Origin of the sequence: Deinococcus indicus (assembly GCF_002198095.1) — a bacterium.
Taxonomy (GTDB): domain Bacteria; phylum Deinococcota; class Deinococci; order Deinococcales; family Deinococcaceae; genus Deinococcus; species Deinococcus caeni.
In genome coordinates this window covers 1-15928 of record NZ_NHMK01000024.1, presented here as the reverse complement: position 1 = coordinate 15928, position 15928 = coordinate 1, and the positions used below count along the sequence as shown (strand labels likewise).

The 15928-nt window shown below is 56.3% G+C and carries 13 protein-coding genes and 1 tRNA gene; 11 read left to right on the top strand and 3 right to left on the bottom strand.

Annotated elements, in window-relative coordinates; all coding sequences use genetic code 11:
• Positions 1-65: 65 nt before the first annotated feature.
• Positions 66-1394: a dicarboxylate/amino acid:cation symporter gene (locus CBQ26_RS15235; protein WP_088249490.1), complete on the bottom strand. Its 1329-nt coding sequence runs from the start codon at positions 1392-1394 to the stop codon at positions 66-68.
• Between the two features lie 290 nt (positions 1395-1684).
• Between CBQ26_RS15235 and CBQ26_RS15230 the strand changes: the two genes are divergently transcribed.
• From CBQ26_RS15230 to CBQ26_RS22900, 11 genes are all read left to right on the top strand, one after another.
• Positions 1685-3304: an ATP-binding protein gene (locus CBQ26_RS15230; RefSeq protein ID WP_229844101.1), complete on the top strand. Its 1620-nt coding sequence runs from the start codon at positions 1685-1687 to the stop codon at positions 3302-3304.
• 5 nt (positions 3305-3309) lie between these two features.
• Entirely contained in the window at positions 3310-3975 is a 666-nt protein-coding gene (locus tag CBQ26_RS15225; protein WP_229844100.1) for a response regulator, read from the top strand.
• Between the two features lie 158 nt (positions 3976-4133).
• A complete protein-coding gene (gene lpdA / locus CBQ26_RS15220; RefSeq protein WP_088249488.1) occupies positions 4134-5540 on the top strand; it encodes a dihydrolipoyl dehydrogenase in 1407 nt (468 codons plus the stop codon).
• Positions 5541-5713: 173 nt separating this feature from the next.
• A tRNA-Glu gene (locus tag CBQ26_RS15215) sits at positions 5714-5788 on the top strand.
• A gap of 202 nt (positions 5789-5990) precedes the next feature.
• Positions 5991-7652, top strand: coding sequence for a polysaccharide biosynthesis tyrosine autokinase (locus CBQ26_RS15210; RefSeq protein WP_088249561.1), 1662 nt, complete (start codon positions 5991-5993; stop codon positions 7650-7652).
• Between the two features lie 76 nt (positions 7653-7728).
• The gene (locus tag CBQ26_RS15205) at positions 7729-9036 is read left to right on the top strand and encodes an oligosaccharide flippase family protein (protein WP_172418123.1); all 1308 of its coding nucleotides are present in this window, start codon (positions 7729-7731) and stop codon (positions 9034-9036) included.
• On the top strand, positions 9033-10058 hold the full coding sequence (locus CBQ26_RS21480) for a glycosyltransferase family protein (protein ID WP_143342169.1): 1026 nt from the start codon (positions 9033-9035) through the stop codon (positions 10056-10058). Before CBQ26_RS15205 ends, CBQ26_RS21480 begins: the two co-directional genes overlap by 4 nt.
• A gap of 30 nt (positions 10059-10088) precedes the next feature.
• Entirely contained in the window at positions 10089-11147 is a 1059-nt protein-coding gene (locus tag CBQ26_RS23185; RefSeq protein WP_088249487.1) for an EpsG family protein, read from the top strand.
• A 60-nt stretch (positions 11148-11207) separates the two neighbouring features.
• Positions 11208-12101: a glycosyltransferase family 2 protein gene (locus tag CBQ26_RS15195; RefSeq protein ID WP_088249486.1), complete on the top strand. Its 894-nt coding sequence runs from the start codon at positions 11208-11210 to the stop codon at positions 12099-12101.
• The gene (galE, locus tag CBQ26_RS15190) at positions 12098-13108 is read left to right on the top strand and encodes a UDP-glucose 4-epimerase GalE (protein ID WP_088249485.1); all 1011 of its coding nucleotides are present in this window, start codon (positions 12098-12100) and stop codon (positions 13106-13108) included. The genes CBQ26_RS15195 and galE overlap by 4 nt, the downstream gene beginning before the upstream one ends.
• Before the next feature lie 36 nt (positions 13109-13144).
• A complete protein-coding gene (locus CBQ26_RS22900; protein ID WP_172418122.1) occupies positions 13145-14887 on the top strand; it encodes a sugar transferase in 1743 nt (580 codons plus the stop codon).
• Between the two features lie 61 nt (positions 14888-14948).
• Here the strand turns inward: CBQ26_RS22900 and CBQ26_RS15180 are convergent, their stop codons facing one another.
• Both CBQ26_RS15180 and CBQ26_RS15175 read right to left on the bottom strand, forming a co-directional pair.
• Positions 14949-15194 carry a hypothetical protein gene (locus CBQ26_RS15180; protein ID WP_229844099.1) on the bottom strand — a complete coding sequence of 82 codons (246 nt, stop codon included), beginning with the start codon at positions 15192-15194 and terminating at the stop codon, positions 14949-14951.
• Positions 15195-15258: 64 nt separating this feature from the next.
• A partial coding sequence (locus CBQ26_RS15175) for an IS66 family transposase (protein ID WP_143342093.1) occupies positions 15259-15928 on the bottom strand: 670 nt, incomplete at its 5' end.

The window sequence follows — 15928 nt, the reverse complement described above, 5'->3', positions numbered from 1 at the left end:
AAAGTTGATGGTTGATGGACGGGGCGTTCCCCACTCCATCAACCATCAACTTTTCACTATCAACTCTACGCCGGTTGTGCGCTCCCCAGCTTGCGCCCTTCGCCGTGTTCTTCGGCCTGCACGTCGGCGGTGGCGGGGGGGAGTTGTTCGCCGTTGAGGACGCGGGTGAGGCGGTTCATGTCGAGTGCCTTCTCGCTGCGGGCGACGACGAGGGTGGCGACGCCGTTGCCGATGATGTTGGTGATGGCGCGCCCTTCGCTCATGAAGCGGTCGATGCCGAGGATCAGGGCGAGGCCCGCGACGGGCACGGTGCCCAGGGCGGCGAGGGTGCCCGCGAGGACGACGAAGCCGCTACCGGTGACGCCGGCTGCGCCCTTGCTGGTGAGCAGGAGGATGCCCAGCAGCGCGACTTCCTGCGCGAAGCTCAGGTTGGTGTTGGTGGCCTGGGCGATGAACACGGCGGCCATGGTCAGGTAGATGCTGGTGCCGTCGAGGTTGAAGGAGTACCCGGTGGGGACGACGAGCCCGACGACGCTCTTGTTCGCTCCGGCGTGTTCGAGTTTGGCCATCAGGCGCGGCAGGGCGCTCTCGCTGGAGCTGGTGCCGAGCACGAGCAGCAGTTCTTCCCGGATGTAGCGCAGGAACTTCCAGAGGCTGAATCCGGCCAGTTTGGCGATGACGTTCAGCAGGACGAACACGAACAGGGCGCAGGTGACGTAGAAGGTACCCATCAGGTACGCGAGCTGCTGGAGGCTGCCGACGCCGTACTTGCCGATGGTGAAGGCCATCGCGCCGAACGCGCCGATCGGGGCGAGTTTCATGATGAAGCCCAGGATCTGGAACACCATGACGCTGACGGCGTCGATGCCTTTCAGGATGCGCTGGCCCAGGTCGCCCATGCGGATCAGGGCGAAGCCGCTGAGCAGCGCGATGAGCAGCACCTGCAGCAGGTCACCCTCGGTGAAGGCGCTGACGAAGGTGGTGGGAATGACGTGCAGGATGAAGTCCGCGACGGTCTGCTCGCTGGCGGCGTCGGTGTACTTGGTGATGGCGCTGGTGTCGAGGGTGGCGGGGTTGATGTTCATGCCGCGTCCGGGGCCGACGAGGTTCACGACGACCAGCCCGATCAGCAGGGCGGCGGTGGTGACGACCTCGAAGTACAGCAGGGCCTTGCCGCCGACCCGGCCGATCTTCTTCGTGTCGCGCATGCTGGCGACGCCGCTGACGACCGTGCAGAAGATGATCGGGCCGATGACGACCTTGATCAGTTTGATGAAGCCGTCCCCGAGGGGCTTGAGCGCTTCGCCGACGGTGGGGAAGAAGTGGCCGACGAGCACGCCGACGACGATGGCGGTCAGCACCTGCACGTAGAGGCTGCGGAACATCTTGGGCATGGGGGGTCCTCCGGTGCGTCACGGGGACGCGGGTGGGGGCGCGCGGGCCGGGGCGCGCCGTGAGGTGTGGGGTTGGCCTGCGCGGGTGCAGGTCGGGGCGGAAGTGTGGTGCCGCCCAGCATGCCCGCGCAGGGGGACGCCGGTCCCCGGCGGGGCGGGCTGGTCACCGGGGCGGGCGGGGCTGCGCGCCGTCCCAGTGGACGCGCAGGGCCGGGGCGGGCGGGCCGGGGATTCGTACATGCGGTGAACACAAGGGCCGGGAGCGGGCGGGGCCCTACACTGCGTCCACCGTGCCGCCCCGCCTGCCCCTTCCGTCCCGCGTGCCGCCGCTGGCGCGTGAGGTGGCGCTGCCGCACACGCCGCGCCTGCTGCGGGTGGGCCCCAGGCTGTTCCTGACGACTCTGGGCGCGTTCCTGCTGCTGGGCCTGCCGGTGGCGGGTCTGGTCAGTCAGGGCGTGTCGGGCGGGATTCACCGGTCGTTCGCGGAACGGTCGCTGCGCGAGTCGCGGCTGGTGGCGGCCCTCCCGCCGGTGGTGTCAGCCCTGTCGGGGAACGCGGCCGAGCGGGCGAACCTGAACGCCCTGATGAACCGTTACCGCGATCAGCTGGGCGCGGATTACGTGGTGGTCACGGACCGGAATGCGCGGCGCCTGACGCACCCGAACCCGGCGCAGGTGGGGCAGCGCATGCAGGGCGGGGACTTCACGGCGTTCCTGCGGGGCCGGAGCGTCACGGAGACGGTGCAGGGCACGCTGGGCCGCTCGGTGCGGTCGAAGGTGCCGGTCGTGGACGGCGCGGGGCGGGTGCTGGGGCTGGCGAGCGTGGGCTTCCTGCTGCCCCGGCTGCGGGACGTGTTCCTGGACGTGCTGCGCGCGGGCCTGCCCTGGTACCTGCTGGCGCTGGGGCTGGCCCTCGCCCTGGCGCTGGGTGTGGCGCGGCGCGTGAAGACCGAGATGCTGGGCCTGGAACCCGAGCAGATCGCCGGGGGCCTGCGGCAGTACCGGGCGGTGCTGAACACCCTGGAGGAAGGGGTACTGGTGGCCCGCGCGGGGCAGGTGTTCGTCATGAACCCCCAGGCCCGCGCGCTGCTGGGCACCCCGGACGCCGCGCTGCCGCTGCCGTGGCCGCCGGGCCTCCCGCTGCCCGTGCCGGGGGCGGGGCCGGTCACGGCGGAGGTCGCGGGCCGACCGGTGCTGCTGGCCGCGCAGGAGGCCGGCGAGGGCGCCGTGGTGGTCACGCTGCGGGATCTGGCGCGGGTGCGGGCCCTGGCGGACGAGCTGACCCAGTCGCAGCGTTACGCCGAGCTGCTGCGGGCGCAGACGCACGAGTTCACGAACCGCCTGCACACCCTGGCGGGCCTGCTGCACCTGGGCGAGACGCGCGAGGCCCTGGCCCTCATCCACGCGCAGTCGGCGCGGCACGAGGCGCACCTGCAGGCGGTGGGGGCGCTGCGGCACGTGCGGCTCTCGGCGCTGCTGCTGGGCAAGTTCGACCGCGCGGCTGAACGGGGCGTGACCCTCACCCTCGACCCGCTGTCGGCCCTGCCGGGCACGCTGCCACCCGGCGTGCTGGACGGGCTGGAACTTGCGGCGGGGAACCTGATCGAGAACGCCCTGGAGGCGGCGAGCGGCACGCCGGACGCCGAGGTGCGCGTGCTGATCGCCACCGACCCGGAAGGCCTGATGCTGGAGGTGCGCGACACGGGTCCCGGCGTGCTCCCGGCGCTGGCGGACACCCTGACCGCGCGCGGCGTGAGCAGCAGGGGCGCGGGGCGCGGCGTGGGGCTGGCGCTGGTGTCAGACCGCGCGCAGGCACTCGGCGCGGCCCTCACCCACGACCGCGTGCGGGCAGACGGGCGGGACTGGACGCGCTTCACACTGGACGTGCCCCTCCCCGAGGCCGAAGAATGAGCGGCGTGACCTCTCCCCCACCGCTGCGCGTGCTGATCGTCGAGGACGACCCGCAGATCGCGGCGCTGCACTGGCGGCTGCTGGAACGCGCCGGGGGATTCACGGTGCTGGGGCAGGCGGAGTCGCTGCGGGTGGCGCGGGCCATGCTGCGCACCCTGCACCCGGACCTGCTGCTGCTGGACGTGCACCTGCCCGACGGGCGCGGCCTGGACCTGCTGCGCGAGGCGCGCGTGAGTGGCGCGCGGGTGGACGCGGTTCTCGTCACGGCCGCCAGCGACGCGCCCAGCGTGCAGGACGCGCTGCTGCACGGCGCCGCCGATTACCTCGTGAAGCCCGTGACCCCGGAACGCTTCACGCTGGCGCTGGACCGCGCCCGCGAGCGTGCGGCGCTGTGGACGCAGGGGGACGTGCGCCAGGGGCACCTGGACGCCCTGTTCGCCCCGCCACCGGCTCCGGACGCCTCTGGGCTGGACGGCGACACGCTGCGCCGCGTGCGCTCGGCCCTGCGCGACCTGGGCGAGGCGAGCGCCGCCGAGCTGGGCACCCGCGTCGGCCTCAGCCGCGTGACCGCGTGGCGGTACCTCGAACACCTCGTCGAGACTGGCGAGGCCAGTGTGGGCACCGACGCCCGCACCGGGGGCCGCCCCGCGAAACGCTACCGCCGGGTGTGAGGATGGGTGATGGTCGATCGTTGATAGACCAGCTTTCGCTCAGGCTCGTGCCGGAGCTTCCATCAACCATCAACCGTTCACCATCTCCCCCCTTCTGTCCCTGAGCGGGGAACGTGTCACGCTGGGCGTTTCGGGCGGGTGGTACGCTGCGAAGCGCTATGGATTCTTTCGACGTACTGGTGATTGGTGGCGGCCCCGCGGGTTACGTGGCGGCCATTCGTGCGGCTCAGCTGGGCTTCAAGACGGCCTGCGTGGACGCCTTCGAGCGGAACGGCAAGGCCAGCCTGGGGGGCACCTGCCTGAACGTGGGCTGCATTCCCAGCAAGGCGATGCTGGACAGCAGCGAGAAGTTCGAGGTCATGCAGCATGACTTCGCCGAGCACGGCATCAACGTGCAGGGCGCGTCCCTGGACATCGCGAAGATGCTGGGCCGCAAGAACGGCGTGGTGGACAAACTGACGGGCGGCGTGGCGTACCTGTTCAAGAAGAACAAGATCACGTCGTTCTTCGGGCTGGGCCGACTGGTCCGTGCGGACGGTGACGGCTGGATCGTGGACGCCGCCGGCACCGAGGTCCGCGCCGCGCGCGTGATCGTCGCGACCGGCAGCAGCCCGCGCGCGCTGCCCCTGGCACCCTTCGGTGGGCACATCGTGGAGAACAGCGGCGCGCTGGAGTTCACGGCCGTCCCGGAGAAACTCGGCGTGATCGGCGCGGGCGTCATCGGCCTGGAACTCGGCAGCGTCTGGCGCCGCCTGGGGGCCGACGTGACGGTGCTGGAAGCCATGCCCGGCTTCCTGATGGCCGCCGACGACGCGATCGCCAAGGAGGGCCTGAAGCTCTTCAAGAAGCAGGGTCTGGACTTCCATTTCGGCGTGAACATCACCGCCGTCGAGCAGGACGACAGCGGCGTGAGCGTCACCTACACCGAGCAGGACAAGGAAGTCACGGCGCGCTTCGACAAGCTGATCGTGTCCATCGGCCGCGTGCCGCACACCCAGGGCCTCGGGGCCGACGCGGTGGGTCTGGCGCTGGACGAGCGCGGCTTCGTGAAGGTGGACCACCACTACCGCACCAACCTCCAGAATGTGTACGCCATCGGCGACGTGATCGGCGGCGCCATGCTGGCCCACAAGGCCGAGGAGGAGGGCGTGGCCCTCGCCGAGATGCTGGCCGGGCAGGCCGGGCACGTGAACTACGACGTGATCCCCTGGGTGATCTACACCAGCCCCGAGATCGCCTGGGCCGGCCTGACCGAGAAACAGGCAAAAGACAGGGGCCTGAACATCAAGACCGGGCAGTTCCCGTTCAGCGCGAACGGCCGCGCCCTCGGTCACGGCGACACGCGCGGCTTCGTGAAGATCATCGCCGACGCACAGACCGACAAGCTGCTGGGCGTGCACATGATCGGCGGCGGTGTCAGCGAACTGATCGGCGAGGTCGTCGCGATCATGGAGTTCGGCGGCAGCAGCGAGGACCTCGCCCGTACCGTCCACGCCCACCCCACCCTCAGCGAAGTCGTCAAGGAAGCCGCCCTGGCCACCGATAAACGCGCGCTGCACATGTAAAAACCACACTCCGGGCGGGGCGTGACCAGCGAGGTCCGCCCCGCCTTTCGCATGCACCGCACACACCCCTTGACGAATTCACGCCAACCCTGTATCTTTCTGTGCGTGCCGGAAACGGCGCCCCTTGAAAGGCAGGAAGCGAAGGCGCAAGCCAACGACAACTGAAGTGGTGTGGCCCCATCGTCTAACGGTTAGGACACTACCCTTTCAAGGTAGCGATACGGGTTCGAATCCCGTTGGGGTCACCACACAGCAAACGCCTCTGCGAAAGCAGGGGCGTTTCTGATTGTTATGCTTGCCGGAAATAATCGTCGCCTCAGGCCCAGGTCGCGCAGGCCCATTATTCGCAGCTAAACCGAGTCCACCAACATTTTGAATCACCTGACTGCTCCACCCAGGAAAAGCAGGCCACTACTGCTCATCCACATCCCTTTATAGTGACTACACGTGATGCCTGATACCTACGACGAATCGCGCTACAAAGCGCCGCAGAAACGCGAAAACCCTGAAGAGGATGAGATTGACTTGGGCTTGGTGTGGCAGGGCGTAAAACGCCGACTGCCTGTCATTGTGCTGAGCAGCCTCTTGCTCGGCACCGGAGCCTACTTATGGTCGCGCTCACAACCCAGCATTTTCGAGGCGAGCGCCAGCGTGCTTTCCACCAACACTCAATCGCAGGAAACAGGGAACCTCCTGAATGGCTTGGGCCGCGCAGCTCCACTGCCAGACGGCGTGATTGAGCAGGTCATGGTCAGCCCACTCGTCCTCGGAGAGGTGGTCAAACAGCTCCAGGCCTCAAGCGCCGTGCAGGAACCCGAACGTTCCCGCCTCGTGGCTACCCTTCAAGAAGACCTGCGCCTACAGAGCATGCGCACAATCACGCTGGCGTCCAACGTGCAAGCCTACAGTGGTGGCAACGGCACCTATACCTTTAAGGCCCGCGCCCGTACGCCACAGGCAGCCCAAGTACTGGCCGATCTCATCAGTCAGGCACTGCTTGACTGGGACAGAAGTCGAGCACGCGAAGGACTCCGTCGGGCACAGGCCGGGTTCGAGGCTCAGCTGACCCAGGTTGAGCAACAGCTGCAAGGCTCCTCGGGGCAGGAACGTCAAGTGCTGAGCAATCGGCAGGCCAGTATCCAGAGCAACCTCATCCAGATCAGTCTTCTTCAGGATTCCATTACCGGGGTTCTCAGTCCACTCACGTCTGCCGTTCAACCAGGCGCACCCGTATCACCAAGGCCTCTCAGGAACGCCCTGATCACCACCGCCCTCGCGCTGCTGCTGGGCGTCCTGTACTCGGTACTCCGGACCCTTCTGGACCGGACAGTCCGCTCAGAAGATGACGTTCTGAATCTTGGACTTCCAGTTCTGGCCTCTGTCCCCAGGATTCGCAAACGGGACGTCCTGCTCTCAGGCATCGTCCGTGCAGGCCGCAGCGCCGGCCTGTACGAATCCGTCGGCTTTCTCCGCGTCAACCTGCTGGGCACTGTCAGTCACATCAGGCACCCGGTCATCATGATCACCAGCACCGCCCCCGAAGAGGGAAAAAGCAGCCTCACGGCAACACTGGCCGATGGATTCGCCAGCAGTGACCAGCGCGTCCTGATCGTTGACCTTGACCTGCGCCGCGGCACGCAGGGAGAAGTCTGGAAGAAGTACGACCAGGCTACCAACTGGGTGCAGCTGATCGGTGAAGGTGGTGGGCGCAACACCCAGGACGCCCTGATGGACCCTCAGAACGTGCAGGTTCTCCGTGCTGAGGACAATGTAGACGTGCTTCCAGCCGGCCCCGGTATTACGGGCTCACTGCAACTGCTGAACCGCGCGAACCTGAGTGCTGCCCTGACACTCTGGAAGGACCATTACGACGTGGTTCTGATTGATACGGCACCGCTGCTCGCACTTGCGGACGGTCTTGTCATCGGCAAATACGTCGACGGCGTTGTCATGGTCGTCGAAGCGAACAAGACGCCACTACCAGCAGCAGCTGCCGCCATCAGCCGCGCTAGGCAGAATAATCTCAATATGCTGGGTGTCGTCATCAATAAAGTAGCGGCCAGTCAGCAAGGTTACAATGGCTATTCCTATGCACCACGGCAGCAATCATAATTACTATTTATTATTAATTTATTGACCTATTTCACACCTTACATCCTCAGATGTCCAGTTGATGCGGAGTCCTAAAATGCGCAATCTCTTCTCGAAATTAAATGGTGGCAAATTTTTAGTTGAATTGATCTCACTACACGGAACACAAATAGCAAACATAATTATTCCTCTCATTATGCTACCTATTTTAGGAAAATCTCTAGGCGCCAAAGCATACGGGTCCTATATAGTCATACAATCATTGATCATTATTGCATCCCTAGTAATTGAATATGGATTTAACTTTTCGGGGACGCGACTTATATCGAAGCACTTCGATAATCGAGCCGTTCAAACACAAATAGTTTCAAAAATAGTGGGAGCCAAAGTATTACTTTCAATACTTGTTGTATTTTTGGCTGCTATTCTAGCTATTCTACAGTGGCAAAAATTTAGTCTCTACGAAATTACTATCATTTCTATTGGTGCTTTATCTTTAGGATGGTATCCAATATGGTACTTTCAGGGAAAAGGCAATCTTGCAAAATTTGCAACCTTCGATGTTATTATTAAAAGCCTTTCAGTAATTTTGACTCTTGTTTTAGTAAAAGAATCGAGTGACCTCCACATTGCCCTACTGCTGAGCATTGCCGCCTCTTTTACAAGTGCTTTATTCGGTAACATTAAAATTTTATCAGAAATAGGCAAAATAAAGATAGATTTCAGCGAATCAATTAAGATGATGATAGATGAAAAAGATATGGCTATTTATAGAATCTTGTCAAGCTCAATAGGCAATACAAGTTCTCTTATCCTTAGTGCGTTTTCGAGCACCACTACAGTAGCAGTTTATTCCGGAGCAGAAAAGCTAGCCTCTGGATCAAGATTCTTTATAATGCCATTTAATCAAGTCTTTTTTACCAGAGTTTCGCGCTATGGGAAAGATAATATACTAAAAGCGAGAAGAGAGTTTTTGTTTAGTCTGGCACTACTTATGCTAATATCCTTTTTAACTATGACTATAGGCTGGATCTTCGCGCCATTTCTTGTAGAAATTTTCCTAGGTAGTGAATTTTCTAGCACGATAGAAATAATGCGTTATCTGCTAATGATAACACCAATCTTTGTATTAGGCAACACTCTGAGCATGCAATGGATGGTTCCACTTGGTTTCGACAAACAATATAATACTATTATCGCGACAGGTGCAATTATAAGCCTTGCTCTCATGATTTTTATAATACCAAGATTTGGCCCACTAGGAATGGTTATAATCACCGGTTCAGTCGAATTACTAATCTGTGCAATGATGATGATCTACTTAATAAAATTGGATCTAAATCCATTTTTACGAAGCCAAAATTTTCAACCAGAGACCACAGCATCTCAACAGGAGCAGCAATGAAAACAGTCAAAATTTTTCTATCTCAAGGAGCAATAAATGAGGTTACTTTCCACTATATAGAAATTATACGCAGTGCGTTGAAAAAAAATGGTTTTTTTTACGAAGATATTTCAGATATAAGGCAAATTAGAAAGCACGACATAGTTGTGACGATTTTGCCATCAGATGCTTTCAAAGCTATATTTCTGAAAAGAGCTCGTGTCATCCATTGGTTTCAAGGAATCGGGCCAGAGGAATATATGATTTTACATAAGGATGATAAAAATCCAATTCGCTCAGGTATAATTGTCAGAATCCTTGAATATTTAGAAAAATATATTTTAAATAGGGCAGTCAAAAGGATTTTTGTATCCGAGGCAATGGCTTTACACTATGAAAAAAAATATAAGATGGCAGATATTAATTATGTAACCGTGCCCTGCTATAATGCATTTATCGATTGGTATTCTAATAGCGAAAGATACAAAACTCCCAGCTTTATATACGTAGGAAGCTCATATGCGTGGCAAAAGTTAGATTTGACTCTGGATATTTTTAAAGCCGTACAAGATATTTTACCTTCGGCCAGAATATCGATAATGACGAAGGACATAAATGAGACCAATAGCAAAATAGAGCGTAGGTCGATACACAATGCATCTGTCAGCTACGTAAGTCCGTCTGAGTTGCACACCATAATGCTAAGCTTTAAATATGCATTTCTGATCAGGGATGATATAGATGTGAATCACGTAGCGACTCCGACGAAAATGGCCAACTACATATCATCTGGCCTAATTCCAATATATAGTGATGTTATAGATGCTTTCAAAGCCAATATCAATTTAGGTGATTTTGGAATACCGCTTCATCCGGAATTAAAAATTTCCGAGATAGCTGAGCGCATAGTCGAACATCACAAGATGACAAGCATAGATATGGATATGGAAAAAATGAGAGAAATCCATAGCCGCATATTTGACGATTATTACTCTGACCCCGTTAATATAGATAAAATGAGAAAATATTTTTTGAATATTTAAAAATTTTTTACCGCAACAGTTGCGGACATCATGAAACAATTTCTATTGAAGATTCAATATAGGAGATCAATAGTCAAAATGCCACAAATAATAAGCTTTTTAAATTTTAAGAAGAAGAATTTCATAGACCTAAATGGGATTTTGATCTCACTAGGTATCATCCCCATGCTGACTTATGCAATTTATTGGGGAAAAAGGCCATTTACAATAGGCTCAGATACACTGAATTATGTTAGAATGTTCTCAGATTTTGTAAAGGGTGATTACAGTCTCTTATCCACCGTCGACACTGGATTCATTGCTCTAATTAGACTGTCCGCACTAATTACAGACAACCCAAGCTTTTTTTTGACAATTATATCATTGATCCAGGCGGTTTGTTTTTATATAGTAGGAATAGTATTTCTCAAAAGATCTATTTTTTTCTACTTATACATATTCATGCTTCTAACATCTCCATTTTATCTATCCATTAACACCAACATTCTCAGACATGGTATCTCTGTCTCCATTGCTCTTTTAGGCATATCAATTGCTTATAGAACAAAGGGATACTTTTATAGACTTATATTAGCATATCCTCCAACTCTTTTCCATAGTATTGCCGGAGGTCTTATAATACCCTTATTTATTAAAATAAGAAAATACAATATGTTGTATGCTTGGCTCTGTATGGCCTCAATAAGCTACTTCAGTGGATATTACTCTGGGTTTTTTTCTGGATTTATCAAGGAGGATTACATAGATTATGTGTCAGGAAGCTTTAATTATGCGAAAGGATTCAGAATTGATTTTACCCTATTCAGCATGATCCCAATTCTACTTTCTGCAGTGATTTCCTTTAAAAAAATGAGCGAGGATACACGTTGGATTTATAATTCATACCTAATTATGAATGGTTTTGGTTTAATGATAAACTTTATCTCTTTTTCTGATCGACTTCTCATAAGTTCTTGGATCTTAATTCCAATATTAGCCGCCTTGTTTATCAGGGATATAAGCATGTATGCCTATAAAATAATGTTCAATAAAATATTTTTCAGCTCATATATCTTCATTTCAGTCATATTAATCAATGTATTGTTCTAGATTTTAAAATATCATATCTCTATTCAAGCAGCCTAAAATCTAGAATTATAAGGGGTAGGAATGAAAGAAAAACCTAGGGTAACTATAGCAATACCAGTTTTCAACGGAGAGAAGCACATTGCAGACGCTATAAAATCAATATTATCCCAAAGATATACTAATTGGGAATTGCTGATCATGGATGACGGCTCAGAAGATAGGAGCTTAGACATATGTCAATCTTTTGATGATCCGAGAATTAAAATCTTTAAAGACGGATTCAATAAAGGAATTAGCCATAGACTTAATGAGTCTATCCATATTGCCAGAGGAGATTTCTACGCTCGAATGGATGCTGACGACATAATGGACATAGAGAGAATAAGTTACCAGATGCAATACATGAATGATAATCCAGAGTGTGATGTAGTAGGATCGGCTGCATATATTATTGATGGAAATAATTCGATTACTGGCTTAAGATCAGGAAACACTTTTGCCAGCCAAACATTTGCCAGCATCTTGAGTCAAGGAGGATTTATGCATCCCACCGTCCTAGGCCGCACCCTATGGTTCAGGTCGAACCCATATAATATTAATGCGGATCGGTGCGAAGATATAGAATTGTGGCTAAGGACTGTTGATCATTCCAAATTTGGCCATATTTCAGATCCACTATTATTTTATCGCGAGGAGGGCGACCAGTCGAGCAAAGTTGAGAAAACAATAAAAGGTTACAGAAAGATGCTTCAGAATATGAGTATGACTGTCGGGCCAGAATATCAATCCCTGTTGAGACGTCAGCAACAAAAAGTCATTGTAAAACTGTGGGTCAGAAGAATAGCCCATCGACTGGGTCTTGAAAAAACAATTGTTGCCGCCAGATCACAGCGATTGACAAATATTCAGCATCGAAAAGGCCAGATAGACCTTCAGAAGGCCATTTCGTACCCCAGAGAACGAATCGAGTCATGAAAATACTCGTTACGGGTGGTGCAGGCTATATTGGGAGAACCGTGGTATCAGCTTTGCTCGACGCTGGGCACGCTCCAGTTGTACTTGATTCTTTGTCTATAGGTCCCATAGAATTTATTGAGGGTTTAATATTTTATAAAGGCGACATTGGAGACTCTCAAATCTTGGACAAAATATTTTATGACCATCCCGACCTAGAAGCTGTCATGCATTTTGCTGCCCTTATTGATGTCGAAGAATCCATGCGCCTCCCGTCTCTGTATTATTCAGAAAATCTTTTTAAAGCACAGATCCTGCTCAATTCAGCAATGGCCGCTGGAGTAAATCGATTTCTATTCAGCTCGACGGCTGCAGTCTACAAAGCCGGGGGCTCAGGAGAGGGCCTTCAAGAAAATTCCCCTGTCGATCCCCTGAGTGCCTATGCGGCATCAAAACTCATGTTTGAAAGGGTATTGGCAGATACCTGTCAAGAACATGGAGCGGTTGGAATGGCCCTACGCTACTTCAATCCTATTGGCGCTGACCCAAAGATGCGTTCTGGTGCTTACCGTGATGATCCCTCTCATCTGCTAGGAAGGCTGACCAAGCTATCTACGCGTGGAGGTGGACTATTCAGCATATTTGGGGATGATTACCCAACCAGGGATGGAACTCCTATGCGGGATTTCATCCACGTCTGGGATCTGGCACAGGCGCATATTGCAGCTCTTATATTTATGGCAGGACTGCGTGAATCCAGATTCGAAGTCATGAATGTGGGGTCTGGTGCCGGCGTCACTGTCAGAGAGTTCGCACAGACCTTTCTCGAAGTGAGTGGGGCGCCGATTGATGTCGTAGTGGGCCGTCGTCGTCCAGGAGATTCAGCAGGGGCATTTGCTGATACGTCGCGCGCGCGACTGGTACTGGGATGGAGTCCACATCTCTCCCTTCAACAGGGGATTACAGATTCACTAACCTGGGAAGAAATCTGGCGAGCACGGTCGCACAAGTCGAAAGGAGCCAACTGACCTATGCGTACCTATGAGAAGGCCATTCTATTCGCCGTGACCTCATCTGTCAGTCTTATTTTTCTGCGGGGGCAGACAGGACTGTTAAGCCAGCAGGGGTGGCGTGCCGGTGTCACCGCTGCTCCAGCCCAAGCTGATCAGCTAGAACAGTTTGCTGTTCAGGAGCAAGTCTCGGTATTCCCCAACAGCATGGAGCGGGAAATCAATGTGAGAGCGGATCTCAGAGCCCTGCTGTCGATGTACCGGACCATCCGGGGCTTCCGGCCCAGCATCACGAATGTGGGAACGCCGAAAGCGGGCCTGATCGGTGGTCTGGCTGCGGTGGCAGCGCGCGTGCCGGTACGGATCTACACGCTGCATGGGCTGCGCCTGGAAACAGTGAAAGGACCGAAAGGACGGCTGCTGCATTCTGCCGAGCGTCTCGCGATGGCCTGCGCCCACCGGGTGGTGTGCGTGAGTCCCAGCCTGCAGGAACGGGTGAGTGAGCTGGGCCTTGCTCCTGCACACAAGACGGTGGTTCTGGGCAGTGGTAGCCCGAATGGTGTGCGGCAGCCTGGCGTGACCGACCCGGCAGTCACCGCGTCACACCGGACAACGCTGGGCCTGCGGGAGGATACACCGGTCATCGGTTTTGTGGGCCGCTTCACACGGGACAAGGGAATGGCGGAGTTGATGGAGGCCTTCAGGCGGGTGCAGGAGCAGCTGCCATCCGCCCGTCTGTTGCTGATCGGCGACTATGAACCGGGAGATCCAGTTTCACCTGAGGTGCGTGACCTGATCGAGCAGACACCGGGGGTTCTACGGACGGGTTTTGTGCCCGATGTGTATCCCTACTATCCGTTGATGAGCCTCCTCGCTCTGCCCACCTACCGAGAAGGTTTTCCAACTGTGGCATTAGAAGCCAGCGCCTTCGGTCTCCCACTGGTGACCACAGACGCGACGGGCGCCAGAGACGCCGTTCAGGACGGGGTGACTGGTTGGCGTGTACCTGTAGGTGATGCGGACGCGCTTGCGGACGCCCTGACGAGCGCGCTGCTTGGCCCTGCGGACACCCGGCGGCGCGGTGAGGCGGGACGTCGCTGGGTCACCGAGAACTTCGACCCCACAAGCGTGCAGCAACGCTGGGCCGACTATTACGCTGAACTGCTGCATTGGCGGGAGCTGAGTGAGCGTCACCGCGGCAAACGTTGGATGGATGCCGTGCTGGCCGGTGCGGGTCTGGTCGTCCTGGGTGGTCCTCTGCTGCTGCTGGCTCTGCTGGTGCGCTTCAAGCTGGGGAGTCCAGTGCTATTCAAGCAGGTGCGTCCCGGGCTGGCAGGACAACCATTTACCATGTACAAGTTCCGGACCATGACTGATGAAAGAGACGCGGATGGTGAGTTGCGGCCAGATGCCGTACGTCTAACCGCATTCGGTAGGTTCCTGCGTTCCACAAGTCTCGACGAACTACCTGAACTGTGGAATGTCCTTATAGGAGACATGAGTCTCGTTGGGCCTAGACCGCTGCTGATGTCGTACCTCCCGCTCTACAACGAGCGGCAATATCGCCGACATGAAGTCCGTCCGGGTATTACTGGATGGGCACAAGTAAACGGACGTAATGCCCTGTCTTGGGAGGAGAAATTCGACCATGATCTATGGTATGTAGACAATCACTCGCTTGCTACGGATCTGAAAATTCTGGCGATGACCTTTCAGAAGGTATTTCAACGTGAAGGCATTAGTGCGCATGGGGAGGTCACCATGCCTCGCTTTACAGGATCCAATTCCAAGCCGTGATGGGCAGGCGTCTATGGACTTGATCCGCATGTACGTCTGCGCACCCACCGTATTCTTGCTCTCAGTACCCGACACTTTCCGGGGAATTCTTCTGGGACGGCATCAACAGGTGGATCAAGTCACACAGGCGTGATGACTCCCGGCTGAATGACCGGACCAGTTCCCGCAAGCCCATCTTCACCACGCTCCACGCCCGGCGACCATGCGCCTTCTTCGGGCAGTCCAATGTGATCCCGACCAGCACACACCACGTGTAGGTCAGCGTCAACAGGCACAGCAGGCGCTCCACGATCACGTGGAGCGTCATGTGTGTTCCCTCCAGTTGAAAGCCCGTCTGTGATTAGCGGTCGGCCGAAAGGTCAAGCGCCCAGTCAGCGCATCAGGCTGGTCAGGACCGCGATGGGGTCCTGACCGCGCAACCGCGCGGTCTCCACGGTGGACTTGATCCGCATGTACGTCTGCGCACCCACCGCGTTCTTGCTGCACTGCGAGACCTTCCTCGCCATCACCACCGTCCGCAGGCTCCGTTCCGCTGCGTTGTTCGTCGGTGGAATGTCCGGGTCCTTCAGGAACCGCCACAACCGGTCCAGCACGCTCTGCTTCAGGATTCCCAGTCGGAGTCGCTCGTTTGCCTTCGACTTCAGTGGTGCCCGGTTCAGCAGGGCGTCCAGACGCAGGGTGAGTTCCTCACCCTGCTGCGCATACTCCTCTCGCGTACAGACCCCGGTCGTCACCTCCCGGTGCAGTCGGATGCCGTCCCGGAACACCTGCGCAACCCGTTGCCCGTACAGCTCTCCCCGCCCGGGTTGCCGCTGGAGAACAGCGGCGACCTCATCCGCGTTGCGGATCAGGTGCGCCAGGCACTTCTGCTGCCGGACGTCCTGCAGGAAGCGGCTGTCGTACGAGGAGAAGCGGTCACTGATCAGCACGCCGGCGAAGTTGTGCCCCAGGCCTTCCCGGACTTCCACGTTCGTATGCCGCAGGTTCGCGCGGAACAACACGGTGTCCGCGCTACGGAACGTCCCCACCCAGGCGTTCTGA